The organism is Kitasatospora paranensis, assembly GCF_039544005.1.
In the GTDB taxonomy this organism is placed as follows: Bacteria; Actinomycetota; Actinomycetes; order Streptomycetales; family Streptomycetaceae; genus Kitasatospora; species Kitasatospora paranensis.
Window position 1 is genome coordinate 4,654,371 of the sequence record NZ_BAABKV010000001.1, and the last position, 17,110, is coordinate 4,671,480.

Annotated in this window: 13 protein-coding genes and 2 pseudogenes; 13 read left to right on the forward strand and 2 right to left on the reverse strand. The window is 73.9% G+C overall.

What is annotated here, in order from left to right:
• Positions 1-231 precede the first annotated feature (231 nt).
• Together ABEB13_RS22475 and ABEB13_RS22480 are read left to right on the forward strand one after the other, a co-directional pair.
• Entirely contained in the window at positions 232-1,128 is an 897-nt protein-coding gene (locus tag ABEB13_RS22475) for a toll/interleukin-1 receptor domain-containing protein (protein ID WP_345706941.1), read from the forward strand.
• A 69-nt stretch (positions 1,129-1,197) separates the two neighbouring features.
• Complete coding sequence (locus ABEB13_RS22480; protein ID WP_345706942.1) at positions 1,198-1,731, forward strand: hypothetical protein; 534 nt, start codon at positions 1,198-1,200, stop codon at positions 1,729-1,731.
• A gap of 1,045 nt (positions 1,732-2,776) precedes the next feature.
• On the opposite strand, the gene ABEB13_RS22485 is transcribed toward ABEB13_RS22480, so the two are convergent.
• On the reverse strand, positions 2,777-3,973 hold the full coding sequence (locus tag ABEB13_RS22485) for a M23 family metallopeptidase (protein ID WP_345706943.1): 1,197 nt from the start codon (positions 3,971-3,973) through the stop codon (positions 2,777-2,779).
• Between the two features lie 213 nt (positions 3,974-4,186).
• Between ABEB13_RS22485 and ABEB13_RS22490 the strand changes: the two are divergent.
• The 6 genes and pseudogenes from ABEB13_RS22490 (at position 4,187) to ABEB13_RS22515 (ending at position 10,978) form a co-directional block, all read left to right on the forward strand.
• Positions 4,187-4,974 (forward strand): annotated as a pseudogene (locus ABEB13_RS22490) (VOC family protein).
• Between the two features lie 188 nt (positions 4,975-5,162).
• Positions 5,163-5,912 carry an HAD family hydrolase gene (locus tag ABEB13_RS22495; protein ID WP_345706944.1) on the forward strand — a complete coding sequence of 250 codons (750 nt, stop codon included), beginning with the start codon at positions 5,163-5,165 and terminating at the stop codon, positions 5,910-5,912.
• Complete coding sequence (locus tag ABEB13_RS22500; RefSeq protein ID WP_345706945.1) at positions 5,909-8,314, forward strand: glycoside hydrolase family 65 protein; 2,406 nt, start codon at positions 5,909-5,911, stop codon at positions 8,312-8,314. The genes ABEB13_RS22495 and ABEB13_RS22500 overlap by 4 nt, the downstream gene beginning before the upstream one ends.
• Before the next feature lie 103 nt (positions 8,315-8,417).
• Positions 8,418-10,151, forward strand: coding sequence for a pyruvate dehydrogenase (locus ABEB13_RS22505; RefSeq protein ID WP_345706947.1), 1,734 nt, complete (start codon positions 8,418-8,420; stop codon positions 10,149-10,151).
• A gap of 71 nt (positions 10,152-10,222) precedes the next feature.
• Positions 10,223-10,813, forward strand: coding sequence for a helix-turn-helix domain-containing protein (locus ABEB13_RS22510; RefSeq protein WP_345706948.1), 591 nt, complete (start codon positions 10,223-10,225; stop codon positions 10,811-10,813).
• Positions 10,814-10,837: 24 nt separating this feature from the next.
• Positions 10,838-10,978, forward strand: a complete 141-nt coding sequence (locus ABEB13_RS22515; protein WP_345706949.1) for a DUF6126 family protein — start codon at positions 10,838-10,840, stop codon at positions 10,976-10,978.
• 7 nt (positions 10,979-10,985) lie between these two features.
• Here the strand turns inward: ABEB13_RS22515 and pdxR are convergent.
• A pseudogene (gene pdxR / locus ABEB13_RS22520) lies at positions 10,986-12,406 on the reverse strand (MocR-like pyridoxine biosynthesis transcription factor PdxR).
• A gap of 49 nt (positions 12,407-12,455) precedes the next feature.
• Between pdxR and ABEB13_RS22525 the strand changes: the two are divergent.
• The 5 genes from ABEB13_RS22525 (at position 12,456) to ABEB13_RS22545 (ending at position 17,075) form a co-directional block, all read left to right on the forward strand.
• Entirely contained in the window at positions 12,456-12,935 is a 480-nt protein-coding gene (locus ABEB13_RS22525; protein WP_345706950.1) for a carboxymuconolactone decarboxylase family protein, read from the forward strand.
• Positions 12,936-13,012: 77 nt separating this feature from the next.
• Positions 13,013-13,819: an isocitrate lyase/PEP mutase family protein gene (locus ABEB13_RS22530; protein WP_345706951.1), complete on the forward strand. Its 807-nt coding sequence runs from the start codon at positions 13,013-13,015 to the stop codon at positions 13,817-13,819.
• Between the two features lie 209 nt (positions 13,820-14,028).
• Positions 14,029-14,304 carry a hypothetical protein gene (locus ABEB13_RS22535; protein WP_345706952.1) on the forward strand — a complete coding sequence of 92 codons (276 nt, stop codon included), beginning with the start codon at positions 14,029-14,031 and terminating at the stop codon, positions 14,302-14,304.
• A 157-nt stretch (positions 14,305-14,461) separates the two neighbouring features.
• Positions 14,462-14,746, forward strand: a complete 285-nt coding sequence (locus ABEB13_RS22540; RefSeq protein WP_345706953.1) for an ATP-binding cassette domain-containing protein — start codon at positions 14,462-14,464, stop codon at positions 14,744-14,746.
• Positions 14,733-17,075 (forward strand): YhgE/Pip family protein, encoded by a 2,343-nt coding sequence (locus ABEB13_RS22545; RefSeq protein ID WP_345706954.1) that lies wholly within the window; start codon positions 14,733-14,735, stop codon positions 17,073-17,075. The genes ABEB13_RS22540 and ABEB13_RS22545 overlap by 14 nt, the downstream gene beginning before the upstream one ends.
• Positions 17,076-17,110 lie beyond the last annotated feature (35 nt).

Consider the following 17,110-nt stretch of genomic DNA (forward strand, 5'->3'; position numbering starts at 1 on the left):
GACGTCCTCCGCAGTGCGCCCGCGGCCGGACAGGAACAGCTCGAGATCCCGGGCCGCCGTCGTAATCCCGCTGGAAGCCGTCACGGACACGTGACCCCCGTTGCGCCTCGTGCATGAAGGAGAGACGAGAAGCCACCCTATCGCCAGTAGACCTTTCTGGGAGCAGAGTTGACAATAGGTCAAGTGATCGCACTGGATCGCCGGATCCCCTCTCCCGAAGGACGCGCCAGAGTGAAGCTCTTCATCAGCTGGTCCGGAGAAGTGTCCAAGCAATGCGCCCTGGCCCTGAAGGACTGGCTTCCCAACATCAACCAGACCATCGAACCGTTCTGCTCGCACACTGACATCGCCAGAGGCGAGCGGGGGATAGCCAAGATCGCGAACGAGCTGTGGGAATCCAACTTCGGCATCGTCTGTGTCACGCGCAAGAACCAGGCGGCTCCCTGGATCAACTTCGAAGCCGGAGCGCTGTCCAAGGAAGTGACCTCCAGTGCGGTCATGCCGTTTCTCATCGACCTGCCAGTCAAGGACCTGGCCCCCGGACCGCTGAGCGGTTTCCAGGCCACCGACTCCTCCAGCCGGGAGGAGGTGCGGGCCATGGTCACGTCGATCAACAGCATGTGCGAGAGACAGGTCGAACCGGACAGGCTGCGGTCCACGTTCGACAAGTGGTGGGGAGACCTGGAGGAGAAGCTGCAGGCGGCCAGGCAGACCAAGCCGGAGCCGGAGACACCGACCCGCGCGACTCCCGACATTCTCAATGAGCTGGTCGGCCTCGTCCGCGAGCAGAGCATCCGGCTCAAAGCCCTTGAGCGGGGGCTGGAGGCGAACGGCAGGCCCCCGGCGCCGGTCGTCCGTGACCACGGGGACCGGGAAGCCGCGCCGACCGGCGTCGCGGACGCCAACACCAAGGCGACGTGGACCGTCACGGAGGTCGCCAAGACCATCGGCAGTAGCAGCATCGTCGAGACAACGGTCAGGAAGAGCGGAATCAGCGTGCTCTGCGACAGCGAGGGCTACCAACGGACGATCGAGAACTACGACCGCCTACAGACACTCGCGGCCCGTAGTGGGGGCATGATCGAGATCCGCCACGACTCCAAGAGCACCGTCTTCTCACCTCAATAGTCTCTGGGCCCGCTTCTCCAGCTCCGTCTCTCCGGCCGAGGAGTTCATCTGTCCACGCTGATCGCGGCAGTGGTCACCGCCACCGCCAGCATTCTGATCGCCGTCCTCGCGTATGCGCTGAACCAACGCGGAGAAACAACGCGCACCAAGCGCCAGGCGCACCTCGACCGCCTCAACTCCCAGCTCAGGGACCTGTACGGCCCTCTTCTGGTGCTCGTGGAGTCGAACGAGCGGACCTGGGACGCCTTCCGCCAGCAGCACCTGCCGCCGGCCGAGGAACGTCTGCGCGGCGGACAGCTGACGGAGGAACAGGACCGGCTCTGGCGCTGCTGGGCACTCACCGTCTTCGTCCCGACGGCACGCCGGATTCGGGACATCATTGTGGACCACGGCCATCTCTTCATCGAGGACCAGATGCCCCAGGTGGTCCTCAGCTTCTGTGCTCACGTCGCGTCTTACGAGGTCACCGTCGCCGAGTGGGAGGCCGGCGGGGAAGCGAATGTTCTGGTGAGACACCCGGGCGAGGGCTTCGCCGCCTACGTGCGGGAGTCGTACAGGAGTCTCAAGGAGGCCCAGGCCGGGGTGCTGAGGGCCCAGGCGTAGCCGGCATCCCCAGGTCCGGGGGCGCCTTGGGCCTGTGGGGAGATGTTGGGGCCTGGGTGTCATGGCCTCGAAGTGGTGATGCGTGGGTTTGCCGCGCAGCCAGGGGGCGGACTGAACTGGTCGACGCAACACCTTGATCTCAATCTATGTAGATCGTAACTACACAGGGCGCCCTCTGGTGACGGGGCACGCTGACAGAGCGGTCGGCGCCCGATCAGGACGCCGGTTTGCGTGAGCGATGCGTGAGCGGACTACGAGACGGCCACTATCCGATGCCGGACGGAACGTCACGGCGCAGTGCGCTGAGATGCAGAAGCAGCAGCAAGCAACCGCCCACAACCCGCCGGAGCACGATCCGGCTCGATCTTTAATCCGTAGGTTCAGGGTTCGAGCCCCTGGCGGCCCACCACTGCCGAGCCAGGTCAGACACTGTCTGACCTGGCTCTTCTCCTTTCCGGCGCACCCGTCCGAGTCCGTGCATCCGGGCCGTCGCGAGGGCCGGCCGCGGGTCACCGGCGGGGCACGAGGTTGCTGTTGCACCGGAGTTGTCCGGTCGGGCGCGCCGGGTGACCCGGTCCGTCGGGGACGGGCGTCGGGAGGTTGTCCGACGGTGGTGTCCTGCGGGCCGGTTGTCGGTCTGTCGGATGGTCACGCAGCGCCGGCCACCGCCTGATCGGTCACCAGTTTCGGAGCGCGACGTCAGTTGGCCGATCGGCCCCGCAGCGGAGCAGAACGCATGACCAACAGCGCCCTCGACCAGCTGCTCGGCCGTGCCCGCGGCCCGATGGGCCTGGCCATCGACCTGGACTTCGGCGTCGAGAGCGGCCCGCTGGCCGAGCTCGGCCAGGTGATCACCCGGATGAACGGCTTCTTCCTCTTCAACGCAGGCGTCCAGGTGTTCCGCGTCGGCGAGGAGGGCCCGGGGCCGGACATGTTGGTCACAGTGCACCGGACGGCGCTCGGATTCACCTCGGCACGGAGTAGACCCGGTCGATCCGGGTGCGTCGCCCGTTCCCGGCGGTCTTCGAGGGCTGACGGCGGCCGCTCACTGGCGGAGGGTGTTCGCGGTGCGGGCGCGGACGGTGCGGCCGCGGTGCAGTCGGCCGCCGACATCCGCGAACACGAGGTCCAGGCCCAGGCCTTCGCGTTCGGCGTGCAGGTGCAGATGGGGTTCGGTGCTGTTGCCGGAGTTGCCGACCCGCCCGAGGAATTGCCCGGTGCGGACCCGGTCGCCGACCGCCACGGCGACGCTGCCCGGCTGCAGATGGGCGAGGACGACGGTCTCGGTGCCGGTGTCGACGGCGACGTGGTTGCCGTACAGCGGCCCGTAGCGCAGGACGCCCGGTGCCTGGTCCGGCAGGCCGTCGACCGCTGCGGCCACCTGCCCGTCGCAGGGCGCGTGCACCGCCGCCCCGTAGGCCGGGTAGGAGGTGAGCGCGCGGCGGTCGCCGCGGTGGGTTCCGGTGCTGCCGACCTGGACGAGGTCGACCGCGCCGCGCTGCTCCGGTGCGGCCAGGTGGTGGTTCAGGCCCCGGCCGCCGCCCTGCCCCACGTACCAGTCGCCGCGCAGCGGGAACGCGGCCAGCGGCAGCGCGGTCGCCGTCCCCCAGCTGTGCCGGCGGGACCGCACCAGGGCCACCGCGCTCGCCACGGCCAGGGCCGCTCCCACCATGAGGTGGATCCGGTGGTCGCCCCACGGCAGCCGGGGCAGCCGCCAGACGGACCCGAGGGCAGCCAGGGCCCCCGCCTCGATGGGGCGGCGGACCCACCATGGGTCCGTGCCGGCGGCCCAGTACCCCTCGTAGAGGACGTAGCCCGCGGTGAGGCCGAGCACCGAGCCTCCCCAGCCGCTCCCGTCCGTCGCCGTCCAGCAGGAGACGACCCGGAGCCAGAGCAGCAGGGCGAACGCGGCCGGGGTGCACCAGCGGACGAGGGGCGGTGGGAGGCCGCGGCGGTCCGGGCGCGCGGGCGAGATGAGCAGGGCGGCGAGCCGCCCCTCGTCGTCGAGTCGTGCCCAGGCGAGGACGTGTCCGGCCGGTCCGCCGACGGTCAGCCCGTCCGGGCCGTCGGCCACCTCGCGGATCCCGCCGACCCGGTCCCGGGTGGCGTCGACGATCCGGCGAAGCCGTTCGAGGCCGACGCGGTCCACGACCTGCGGTGCCAGCTGCGGCCAGTGGGCCGGATCGGCCCGCAGGAATCGGCGCAGGGCGGTGGCCTCGGCCCGGTGGTCGGAATCCGGCATGACGTTCCCCCCGGTCGCCGTACGGAAGATGACCCTACAAGACCTGTCCGACGCGTACGGACGGTTTCCGAACGCGCAGCGACAGGAGGGAGCGGAGGGCGGTCGGGATCGATGGCGCCATCCGGAATGCGGTGCCCCGCCCGCCTCCCGGGTGGCGGGCCGGTCGGTCGGCGGCCATGGTGGGCGGCGGGGGCCGACACGCTGGGAGGCGCCATGCCCGAGGTAACCACCCGCTACAAGCCCGGCACGCCGTGCTGGGTCGACCTGATGGCCAAGGACCAGCAGGCCGCGCTCGACTTCTACCGCGACCTGTTCGGCTGGCAGGGCGAGGTCGGGCCGCCGGAGTTCGGCGGCTACGCGGTCTGCTCGCTGAACGGCCGCCCGGTGGCCGGGATCGGCCCGGCGATGGCCGCCGAGGGGAGCCCGCTCCGCCCACCGTCTGGACGACCTACCTCGCCTCGGACGACGCCGACGCCTCGCTGGCGGCGGTCGCCGCGGCCGGCGGCACCACCCTGATGCCGGTGATGGACGTCGGCACCACCGGCCGGATGCTGGTGGCCGCGGACCCGACCGGAGCGGTCTTCGGGGTCTGGCAGCCGCTGGAGTTCATCGGCGCGGGGGTCGTGAACGAACCCGGCGCCCTCACCTGGAACGACCTGCACACCAGTGACGTCGCCGCCGCCTCCGCCTTCTACACCGCGGCCTTCGGCGTCGAGGTGGCCCCGATGGAGGGCATGCCCGGCTACCACGGCTTCCAGGTCGGCGGCCGGCCGGTGGGCGGCGTGGTCGGCCTGGAGAACGACCCGCCCGGGAGCCCCTCGCACTGGCAGGTGTGCTTCGCGGTGGACGACACCGACTCCACGGCGGACGCCCTGGTGAAGGCCGGTGGCACGGTGCTGGCCCCGCCGTTCGACACCCCGGTCGGCCGGATCGCCCTGCTCGCGGACCCGCAGGGCGCGGTGTTCGCGATCATCACGGCGGCCGGGGCCCCTGCCGGCTGAGCCCGCCGGCTGAGCCCGCCGTCCGCGCCCGCGGCCGGGCCGAGCGTCCGGCCCGGCCGCGCCGTCCTGCGCCGCCGGTCGCCCCGCCGGTCGCCCCCGTGCGGCCGCCCGCAGCCGCGTGACGCAGCCAACACGCCGCGCCGCGAATGGGCGGCATATCCCCGCCGAAGCGGGTGAGACTTGCAGTCATGCTGGGCCTTCCGGACACCACCCGAGCCTTCCTCTTCGACCTGGACGGCGTGCTGACGCAGACCGCCACCGTCCACGCGGCCGCCTGGAAGGACATGTTCGACACCTTCCTGCGCGCCGAGGCGGACCGCACCGGCGCGCCGTACGTGCCGTTCGACCCGGTCGCCGACTACGACGAGTACGTCGACGGCAGACCCCGATCGGACGGGACGCGGGCCTTCCTCGCCTCGCGCGACATCACGCTGCCGGAGGGCACCGAGCAGGACCCGGCCGGCGCCCGCACCGTGAACGGCCTGAGCAGCGCCAAGAACGACACGGTGCTGCGGATGATCCGCGAGGACGGCGTCCGGCCCTACCCCGGCTCGGTGGCCTACCTGCACCGGCTGCGCGACCTCGGGCTGCCGCGCGCGGTCGTCTCCTCCAGCGCCAACTGCCGTGACGTGCTGCGGGCGGCCGGCATCGACGACCTCTTCGACGTGGTGGTGGACGGCGTGGTCGCGCACCGCGAGAAGCTCGCGGGCAAGCCGGCCCCGGACACCTACCTCGCCGCCGCCCGCGAGCTCGGCACCCCGCCGGAGCACGCCGCGGTCTTCGAGGACGCGCTGGCCGGTGTCGCCTCCGGCCGGGCCGGCGGCTTCGGCACGGTGGTCGGCGTGGACCGCACCGGCCAGGCCGACGAACTCCGGGCGCACGGCGCCGACCTGGTCGTCCGCGACCTGGCCGACCTGATCCCCGGGGAGAGCCCGTGAGCACCCAGGACGCCTTCGACGTCGACCCGTGGGGCGTCGTCGAGCACGGCCTCGACCTGTCCGGGCTGGCCCGCGCCGAGTCCGTCTTCGCACTCTCCAACGGCCACATCGGGCTGCGCGCCAACCTCGACGAGGGCGAGCCGCACGGGCTCCCGGGCACCTACCTCAACGGCGTGTTCGAGCTGCGCCCGCTGCCGTACGCGGAGAGCGGCTACGGCTACCCGGAGTCCGGCCAGAGCGTCATCAACGTCACCAACGGCAAGATCATCCGACTGCTGGTCGACGACGAGCCGTTCGACCTGCGGTACGGCGTTCTCCGCAGCCACCAGCGGCGGCTGGACTTCCGGGACGGCCTGCTGCGGCGCGAGGCGGAGTGGACCTCGCCCGCCGGGCGGACCGTCCGGGTCTCCTCCGCGCGACTGGTCTCGCTCACCCAGCGGGCGATCGCCGCCGTCGACTACACCGTGGAGGCCGTCGACGGCCCCGTCCGGATCGTCCTGCAGTCCGAACTGGTCGCCAACGAGCAACTGCCGGACGGCGAGCGCGACCCGCGGGCGGCGGCCGTGCTGGAGGCCCCGCTGCTGCCGGAGGCGCACGAGGCGTCCGGCACGAAGGCGGTGCTGGTCAACCGCACCCGGTACAGCGGCCTGCGGGTGGCCGCCGGCATGGACCACCTGATCGAGGGGCCGGACCGCTTCGAGGCCACCGCGGAGTCCTCCGAGCAGCAGTGCCGGATCAGCGTCACCACCGTGCTGCGCCCCGGCGAGCGGCTGCGGATGGTGAAGTTCATGGCGTACGGCTGGTCGGCGACCCGCTCGCTGCCCGCCGTGCGGGACCAGGTGGAGGCGGCGCTGACCGCCGCCCGCTACACCGGGTGGAACGGGCTGGTCGCGGAGCAGAAGGGATTCCTGGCCGACTTCTGGGCCGGCAGCGACGTCGAGGTGGAGGGCGACGTCGAGCTGCAGCAGGCCGTCCGCTTCGCCCTCTTCCATGTGCTGCAGGCCGGCGCCCGCAGCGAGGAGCGGGCCATCCCCGCCAAGGGGTTGACCGGTCCGGGCTACGACGGGCACAGCTTCTGGGACACCGAGACCTTCGTGCTGCCGGTGCTCACCTACTGCCTGCCGGCCGCGGTCGACCAGGCGCTGCGCTGGCGGCACGCCACCCTGCCGATGGCCCGCGAACGGGCCGCCCAACTCGGCCTGGCAGGAGCGGTGTTCCCCTGGCGGACGATCCACGGCGAGGAGTGCTCCGGCTACTGGCCGGCCGGTACCGCCGCGTTCCACATCGGCGCGGACATCGCCGCCGCCGTCGTCCGCTACGTCCACGCCACCGGGGACGTGGAGTTCGAACGGGCCTGGGGTCTCGAACTGCTGGTGGAGACCGCCCGGATGTGGCGTTCGCTCGGCCACCACGACGCGGTCGGCCGGTTCCGGATCGAGGGCGTCACCGGGCCGGACGAGTACAGCGCCGTCGCCGACAACAACGTCTTCACCAACCTGATGGCCCAGGCCAACCTGCTCGCCGCCGCCGAGGCCGCCACCCGGCACCCGCAGGAGGCCGCCGGACTCGGCGTGGACACCGAGGAGGCCGCCGCCTGGCGGGACGCCGCGGCCGCGATGTTCATCCCGTACGACGAGAACCTGGGTGTCCACCCGCAGGCCGACGGCTTCACCGACCACCAGCTGTGGGACTTCGAGCGGACACCCGCCGACAACTACCCGCTGCTGCTGCACTATCCGTACTTCGACCTGTACCGCAAGCAGGTCGTGAAGCAGGCCGACCTGGTGCTGGCCATGCAGGTGCGCGGTGACGCCTTCACCGACGAGCAGAAGGCCCGGAACTTCGCGTACTACGAGCGCCTGACCGTCCGGGACTCCTCGCTCTCGGCCTGCACCCAGGCGGTGATCGCCGCCGAGGTCGGCCAGCTCGACCTCGCCTACGACTACACGGCCGAGGCGGCCCTGATGGACCTGCACGACCTCGGCGGCAACACCGGGGACGGCCTGCACATGGCCTCGCTGGCCGGGGCCTGCATCGCGGTGGTGGCCGGCTTCGGAGGGCTGCGGGACCGGCAGGGCAAGCTCTCCTTCCGGCCGCGGCTGCCCTCCGGCCTGCGGCGGCTGGCGTTCGCGCTGAAAGTCCGCGACGCACTGCTGCGGGTCGAGATCACGCACGCGGTGACCACATACACGCTGCGCCGGGGCAAGGTGCTGACCGTGCTGCACGACGGCGAGGCGCTGACCGTCGAGTCCGGGGTGCCGGTGGAGCGTCCCACCACGGCCGTGGAGGCGCCGGCCGAGCGCTGCGTGCAGCCGCCCGGGCGGGAGCCCGCCCGCCGGCACGCCCAGGCGGGCGTGCACGCGCCCGCGCCCCCGCCGGTGGAGCACCTCCAGGCGGAGTGAGGGCGGGCCGGCCCTCACCCGTTCGCCGCCGCCCGGGTGCCGGGCGGTGCCGGCCGTCGCACGGTGGTGAGGTCGTGCGGCCGGTCGGCGAGAGGCGGTTGTGGTGGGCAGTGTGGCCGAGCAGATGGTGGAGGTGCTCCGCCAGGCCGGTGCGGAGCGGGTGTACGGCGTCGTCGGCGACAGTCTGAACCCGGTGGTGGACGCCATCCGGCGCGCCGAGGGGATCTCCTGGGTGCACGTCCGCAACGAGGAGGCCGGGGCGTTCGCGGCCGCCGCGGAGGCCGAGCTCACCGGCCGGCTCGCGGTCTGCGCCGGCTCCTGCGGGCCCGGCAACACCCACCTGATCCAGGGTCTCTACGACGCCCAGCGCAGCGGCGTGCCGGTGCTGGCGCTGGTCTCGCACATCCCGTCCGGCCAGATCGGCACCGGCTTCTTCCAGGAGACCCATCCGGAACGGGTGTTCACCGACTGCTCGGGCTTCTGCGAGATGGTCTCCAACCCCGCCCAGCTGCCGCGGCTGCTGCGGATCGCCGTGCAGCACGCGCTCGGCGCGCACGGCGTCGCGGTGCTGGTGTTCCCCGGGGACGTGGCGGCGCAGCCCGCCGCGGGCCCGACCGGCGACAGCCACTTCCTCACCGAGCAGGCGGTGGCCGCCCCGCCGTGGAGCCAGGTCCGGGCGCTCGCCGACGCCCTGGACTCCGCCAGGACGGTCGCGCTGTTCTGCGGCGCCGGGGTGCGCGGCGCGCACGAGGAGGTGATGAAGCTCGCGGCCGCCCTCCAGGCCCCGGTCGGCCACTCGCTGCGTGGCAAGGAGCACATCCAGTTCGACAACCCGTACGACGTCGGGATGAGCGGCCTGCTCGGCTACGGCGCCTGCCACGAGGCCCTGCACGAAGCCGAGTTGGTGCTGCTGCTGGGCACCGACTTCCCGTACGACTCGTTCCTGCCGCAGCGCCGGGTGATCCAGGTCGACCACGACGCGACCCGGCTCGGGCGCCGGGCACCGCTCGAACTCGCCGTCCACGGCGACGTGTCGGCGACCCTGCGGGCGGTGCTGCCGCTGCTCGCGCAGAAGACCGGCCGCGGCTTCCTCGACGACATGCTGACCCGGCACGCACGGGCCCTGGAGAACGTGGTCGGCGCCTACACCCGGGACATCGAGCGGCACACGCCGATCCACCCCGAGTACGTGGCATCGGTGCTGGACGAGGTCGCCGCCGACGACGCCGTGTTCACCGTGGACACCGGGATGTGCAACGTCTGGGCCGCCCGCTACCTGACGCCGAACGGGCGCCGCCGGGTGATCGGGTCCTTCCTGCACGGCTCGATGGCGAACGCGCTGCCGCACGCGATCGGCGCCCAGTTCGCCTTCCCCGGGCGGCAGGTGGTCTCGATGTCCGGCGACGGCGGGCTGAGCATGCTGCTCGGCGAGCTGCTGACCGTGGCCAGGCACCGGCTGCCGGTGAAGACCGTGGTCTTCAACAACGGGGCGCTCGGCATGATCAAGCTGGAGATGCTGGTCAGCGGCTACCCGGAGTGGGAGGTCGACAACGGCGACGTCGACTACGCGGCGATCGCCCGGGCGGCGGGCATCCCCGCGAAGCGGGTCACCGACCCGGCCAAGGTCCGCGAGGTGCTCGCCGAGGCGCTGGAGCGACCCGGCCCGGCGCTGGTGGACGTGGTCACCGACCCCAACGCGCTCTCCATCCCGCCGCACATCACCGCGGCCCAGGTGAAGGGCTTCGCGCTGGCCGCGGGCCGTACGGTGCTGTCCGGCGGCGTCGGCCGGATGATCGACCTGGCCCGCTCCAACCTGCGGAACATCCCGCGCCCGTAGCCGGATCCCGGGGATTTTGCCCCTGAGGCACGTTTCTTGCCCCGGAGGCAGCGCGGGTGTGGACTGGTCCCATGACGGACGACCAGGAGGTCGCGGGCCTCGGAGCCCGCCTGCGGGAGCACCGGCTCGCCGGCCGGCTGACGCTGGAGGGCGCCGCCGCCCGCGTGGGCCTCTCCCCAGCGTATCTTTCCCGGCTGGAGACCGGGCGCAGGCAGCCCTCGCTGCCCGTCCTGCTCGGCCTGGCCCGCGCCTACGGCACCACCGTCGCCGGCCTGCTCGGCGAACAGCCCGGCGAGCCGGACCCGGTGGTCCGCGGCGGCGCGATCGAACCGGGGCGGGCCGGCGGCTGGGGCTACCGGCGGGCCGGCGCCCAGGGCCGGGCCATGCAGGCCCTGCGCGTGCACGTCCCGCCGAGCGTCCAGGACGCCGTCGTCCGGGTCCACCCCGGCGAGGAGTGGCTGTACGTCCTGCGCGGGCGGCTGCGGCTCACCCTCGGGGAGGGCGTCCACCTGCTCGACGAGGGCGACAGCGCGCACTTCGACTCGCTCACCCCGCACTGCATCGCCGCCGAGTCGCCGGCCGGGGTCGAGCTGCTCTTCCTGCACACCCTGCTGCAGAGCCCCGGCGGCGAACTCTGCCTCGGCGATTCGCCGAGGATCTGATCCCCGATCCCCAGGAGGACGGACATGGTCAAGCCCACCACCGACGCAGGCCGGCGCACCGACCGCCGGGTCTGGATCCGCGCCGCGATCTACATGGTCGCCACCCACGCCTTCGCCGGCTTCGTGATCCTGCTGTTCGAGATCGGCGCCCGGAAGAACGGCTGATCCCCGCTCACAGCCGCACGAGCGTGCAGAGCGCGTCCAGCGCCGCCTCGAAGGCGTGGTCCGGCGGCGTGCCGTAGCCGATCACCAGGGCCGGCGGGCGCCGGGCCGGCGGCGCCGCGGAGGGCGTGCGGCACCAGCCGAGGGTGTTCAGCGAGAGCCCCAGCCAGGCGGCGTGCCGCAGCAGTTCCTCCTCGTCCAGCGAGCCGGGCGGCAGCTCCAGGACGGCGTGCAGCCCCGCCGCGATCCCGGTCACCCGGACCTCCGGCGCCCGCTCGGCGAGCACCGCCACCAGCCGGTCCCGGCGGCGCCGGTACTGCAGCCGGCTGCGCCGCACATGCCGGTCGTAGGCGCCGGAGGTGATCAGCTCGGCCAGGGTCAGCTGGTCCATCACCCCGGACTGCCCGTCGGCGAGCTCCTTCTGCCGCAGCACCGGGGCGAGCAGGTCGGCGGGCAGGGCGAGCCAGCCGAGCCGCAGCCCGGGGCCAGGCTCTTGGAGGCGGTGCCCGCGTACACCACCCGCTCCGGGTCGAGGGCCTGCATGGCACCGACCGGCTGCCGGTCGTAGCGGAACTCGCCGTCGTAGTCGTCCTCGACCACCAGCCCGCCACTCGCCCGGGCCCAGCCGACGGCGGCGGCCCGCCGGGCGGCGCGCAGCGGCACACCGGTCGGGAACTGGTGCGCGGGGGTGAGCACCACCGCGCCCGCGCCGCTGCCGGCCAGCAGGTCGGTGCGTGCGCCGCCGGCGTCCAGCGGCAGCGGCACGGTCGCCAGCCCCCGGGCGGTCACCACCTCCTGCTGCGGCGGCAGCCCGTACTCCTCGACGGCCACCATGGACACCCCCTGCCGGCGCAGCGCCTCGCAGAGCAGGCCGAGTCCCTGGGCGTAGCCGGAGCAGACCAGCAGCCGTTCCGGGTCGATCCGCACCCCGCGCACCCGGGCCAGGTAGTCGGACAGCGCGCGCCGCAACTCGATCCGGCCGCGCGGGTCGGTGTAGCCGAAGGCCTCGTGCGGGGCGGTGGCCAGCGCCCGGCGGGCCGCGGCGAGCCAGGCCGCGCGGGGGAAGCGCGAGACGTCGGGCCGCCCGGGCATCAGGTCGAAGCGGACGGCCGGGGTGCGCTGCGGCGGCTCGGCGGGAGCGGGCTGCGAGGGGCTGCCGCGTTCGGCGACCAGGGTGCCCGACCCCTGCCGGGCGGCCAGCCAGCCCTCGGCGGTGAGCTGCGCGTACGCCTCGCCGACGGTGTTCCGGGCGATCCCGAGATCGCGGGAGAGCTCGCGCGAGGAGGGCAGCCGGGTGCCGGCCGGCAGCCGTCCGGCCCGTACGGCCTCGCGCAGCGCGTCCTCCAGTGCGGCCCGCAGGCCGAGGCCCCGGGAGCGTCCGGCGGTGAGGTCCAGATGCAGGTCGCCACCGAAAGTGGCCCACGATTCCATGCATCAAATGAACCACAGGCGCGGGCCATTGCGCCCCTAGGGTGGAGGCATGACGACGAACGACACCGCCTACGTCCCCGCCCCCGTCCAGCGCATCTCGCTCCCCGAGCAGGCCGGCGACTTCTACCGCCGGATGGTCGACCTGGACCGCGCCGCGCGGGCCGGGATCGACCCGCTGCTGGCCGAACTCGTCCGCATCCACGCCTCGGCGATCAACGGCTGCGCCTTCTGCCTGGACATGCACACCACCGACGCCCGCAAGCTCGGTGAGCAGGAGCACCGGCTGCACACCCTGCCCGCGTGGCGCGAGGCGCCCTGGTACACCGCCCGCGAGCGGGCCGCGCTCGCCCTGACCGAGGCGGTCACCCTGGTCACCGACGGCCATGTGCCGGACGCCGTGTACGACGAGGCGGCCAAGCAGTTCGAGCAGCAGGAGCTGGCGCAGCTGATCGCGCTGATCATCGCGATCAACTCCTGGAACCGGATCGCCATCGCCTCCCGGATGAGCCCCGCGCCGAAGCAGGCCTGACCCGCCGTCCGCGCCGTGCACGCCCGCACCGGACGCCGACCCCTCCACCGCCCCGACCACCCGACAGGCCGGTACCCATGACGACGCAGCAGGACAAGGCCGCACTCCTCCACGACCTCCACCGCCGCGGCGAGCCGCTGGTGCTCGCCAACGTCTGGGACGCCCTCGGCGCCCGGCTGGTCGCCGCCGCCGGGGCCCCGGCGATCGCCACCGCCAGCGCCAGCGCCTCCTGGTCGCTCGGCGTACCCGACCACGAGGGCCTCGACCTGGCCGACGCGGTCGCGCTGATCGGCCGGGTGGCGCGGACGGTGGACCTGCCGGTCACCGCCGACATCGAGAGCGGCTACGGCACGACCGCGGCCGAGGTCGGCGCGACGGTCGCGGCCGTGCTCGCCGCCGGCGCGGTCGGCGTCAACCTGGAGGACGGCACCCGCGACGCGGCCGAGCACGCCGAGCGGATCGCCGCCGCCCGCGCGGCCGCCGACGCGGCCGGCGTGCCGCTGTACGTCAACGCCCGGACCGACGGCTTCCTGCTTGGCCTGGGCGAGCCGGAGGGGCGTCTGGAGGAGGCCGTCCGGCGGGCCGAGGAGTACCTGGCGGCGGGTGCGAGCGGGATCTTCGTGCCCGGTGTCCGCGACCCGGGGACGATCGCCGCGCTGGCCGCTGCGATCCCGGCGCCGCTGAACGTGCTCGCCGGCCCGGGCGCGCCGTCCGTCGCCGAACTGGCCGCTCTCGGCGTGGCCCGGATCAGCCTCGGACCGGCCCCGGCGCTCGCCGCCTACGGCGTGCTGCGGGACGGCGCGGCCGAGCTGTACCGGACCGGCCGGTACGACGGCCTGGCGACCCCGTTCGGCTATGCGGACGCGAACGGGCTGATGCAGTAGGGCGTCCGCCGGGTGCCGCCCCGCCGACCCGGTCCCCATCGAACCGCCCGTCACCGACGGGCGGTTCGACCGTTTCCGCGGTCGGCAGGGCGGGCAGGCGTCGCGGCGGTCGCGCTCGCCGGTAACCCATCTCACACGGCAGGTGGACGGAAGGCGGTGCGGCCGGGCCTAGAATTTAGACTGACCAGTCAGTCCAAATGGGGGATGTCATGGCCGACCGGCACGACGGCGCCGCGGTGACCGCGGACGCCCTGTCACTACGGGGCCCGCGCGGCTGGGTCTACCGGGAGGTCGGCCTCACCGCCGAACCCGGCGCCCTGGTCGCCCTGACCGGGCCCCCGGCTCCGGGCGCACCGCGCTGCTGCTCACGCTCGCCGGCCGGATGCGCCCCACCGCGGGCACCGCCGCCGTGGCCGGCCTCGCCCTGCCCGCCCAGGCGGCGAAAGTCCGCCGGATCGCCGCGCTCGGGCCCGTCCCTGGGGTGAACCCGCCGGACGAGGCGCTCACCGTCGCCACCCACCTGCGCGAGCGCCACCTGCTGCACGCCCGCCCGTTCGCCCCCGCGCCCGGCGCCGGAACGAGGCACGCACCGCCCACGCCCTGGCCACCGCCGGCCTCGCCCTCGACGACCTGCGCACCCCCGTGCAGGAGCTCTCCGCACTCGACCGCTTCCGGCTCGGCACCGCCCTCGCCCTGCTCGGCGAACCCCGGCTGGTCTGCGCGGACGACGTCGGCGAACGCCTCGCCGAGGACGACCGGCACGCCGCCTGGGCGATGCTGCGCGACGTCGCCGACACCGGCGTCACCGTGCTCGCCACCACCACCGGCGGACCGGGCACCGGGCAAGCCGACCTGACCCTGCACCTGGACGCCGCCTCTGCCGAGGAGACCGCCCCCGCCGAGGAGACCGTCGATGCGCGCGTTTAGCCTGGCCCGGTTCGAGATCGGCCGCTTCTCCCGCAGCCGCCTGCCGCGAGCCGCCATGGTCGCCCTGCTCCTGCTCCCGCTGCTCTACGGGGCGCTCTACCTCTGGTCCTTCTGGGACCCGTACGGCCGGCTCGACCGGCTGCCGGTCGCACTGGTGAACGAGGACCGCGCGGTCACCGTGCAGGGCAGCCGCGTCGACGCCGGGCACGACCTCGCGGAGAAGCTCCGGCAGAGCCACACCTTCGGCTGGCAGCCGACCACCGCCGCCGACGCCGCCAAGGGCCTCGCCTCCGGCCGCTACTACCTCACCCTCACCATCCCCGCCGACTTCAGCCGCGACATCGCCGGCAGCGACGCGGACCACCCGGCGCCCGGCACCCTCCAGGTGCGCACCAACGACTCCAACAACTACATCGTCGGCTCGATCTCCCGGACGGTCTTCAGCGAGGTCAGGGCCGCCGCCTCGGCCAAGGCCTCCGCCGCCTTCTACGACCGGATCTTCGTCGGCTTCGCGGACCTGCACGACCGCACCGCCCAGGCCGCCCAGGGCGCCGCGCAGCTCGACGCCGGCGCCGACCGGGCCCGCACCGGCTCCGCCGCGCTCGCCGACGGCAGCCGCAAGGCCCAGGACGCCGCCGGCCGGCTCGCCGACGGCACCGCGGCCGCCAAGTCCGGCGCCGACCGGCTCGACGGCGGCACCGCCGACGCCGCCGCGGGCGCCGCCCGGCTCGCCGACGGGCTCGACACGGCCAAGCAGGGCAGCGGCGACCTCGGCGCCGGACTCGCCCTGATCGACGACAACATGGCCAAGCTGTCCGCGGGCGCCCGCCAGGTCGCCGACGGCACCCGGCAGCTCACCGACCAGGTCGATCCGCTCGCCCAGGACCTCTCCCCGCTCCTGCACCGGTACGCCGACCAGATCCAGGCCGCCGCCAGGCTCACCGCCGACGCCGCCCACCAGGTCTCGCTCGGCCTGAAGGACCTGCCCGCCCGCTCCGCGCAGAACGTGGCCGACGCCCGCTCGCTCGCCGCCCAGCTCGACCAGGCGTACGCCCGGCAGTGCCCCGGCGGCGCACCCGGCCCGGGCACCACCGCAGCCCAGTGCGCCCTGGACGCCCGCCTCGCCGACCTCGGGCACCGCCTGGTCACCGTTGCCGAGCGGGTCGACGCCGTCGTCCAGCAGGCCGTGCCCGCCCTCGACGGCTGGGCCGCCGACGCCGCCACCGTGGAGAAGCTCGCCCGCGAGCTCGCCGTCAACGGCCTCGCCGACGACTTCGACGCCAAGGTCGCCGCGATCCACCGGCTGGACGACGGCGCCCACCAGGTCGCCGACGGCGCCGCCCGGCTCAAGCAGGGCACCGCCGACGCGCTCACCGGCGTCCGCACCCTCGACAGCGGCCTCGGCCGGCTCGACGACGGCGCCCGCACCCTGTCCGGCGGGCTCTACCGGCTCTCCAGCGGCATGCGGTCCCTCGACGACGCCACCGGCCGCATCGCGGACGGGAACAGCCGGCTCGCCGACGGGATCGGCGACCTCACCGACGGCGCCGAACAGCTCGACGGCGGCCTGGGACAGCTCGCCGACGGCAGCCACCGGCTCGCCACCGGGCTGCACGACGGCGTCGGCCGGATCCCCGACTACACCGACGGCCAGCGTGCCGCCCGTGCCGGCGCCATGAGCGACCCGGTCGCCCTCGCCCGGCAGGAGCTCCACAAGGCCCCCAACTACGGCACCGGCTTCGCCCCGTACTTCATCCCGCTGGCCCTCTGGGTCGGGGCGATGGTCACCTACATGCTGCTGCGGCCGCTCGCTCCGCGGGCACTGGCCGCCAACGCGCCCGCCTGGCGGGCCGCGCTCGCCGGCTGGCTGCCCGCCGCCGCGATCGGGCTCGCCCAGGCCGCCGCGCTGCTCGCCGTCCTGCACTGGGGGCTCGGCCTGCACACCGCGCGCACCGCCGGCGTGATCGGCTACCTCGCGCTCGCCGTGCTCTGCTTCACCGCGGTGATGCAGTGGCTGAACGCCCGCTTCGGCCCGGCCGGCCGGCTGCTCGCGCTGGCCCTGCTGATGCTCCAGCTCACCTCGGCCGGCGGCACCTACCCGGTGGAGTCCAGCCCCGGATTCTTCAACGCCATCCACCCCTACCTGCCGATGACGTACGTCGTCGCGGGCCTGCGCCGGCTGATCAGCGGCGGCGACCTCGGCGTGGTCTGGACGGGCTGCGCCGTGCTGGCCGCCTTCTGGGCCGGCGCCCTGGCGCTGACCGCGCTGTGCGCCCGCGGCCGGCAGATGTGGACGATGACGAGGCTGCACCCGGAGCTGTCGCTCTGACGCGCCGGCCGAGCCCTGACCGGGCGCGCGGTACG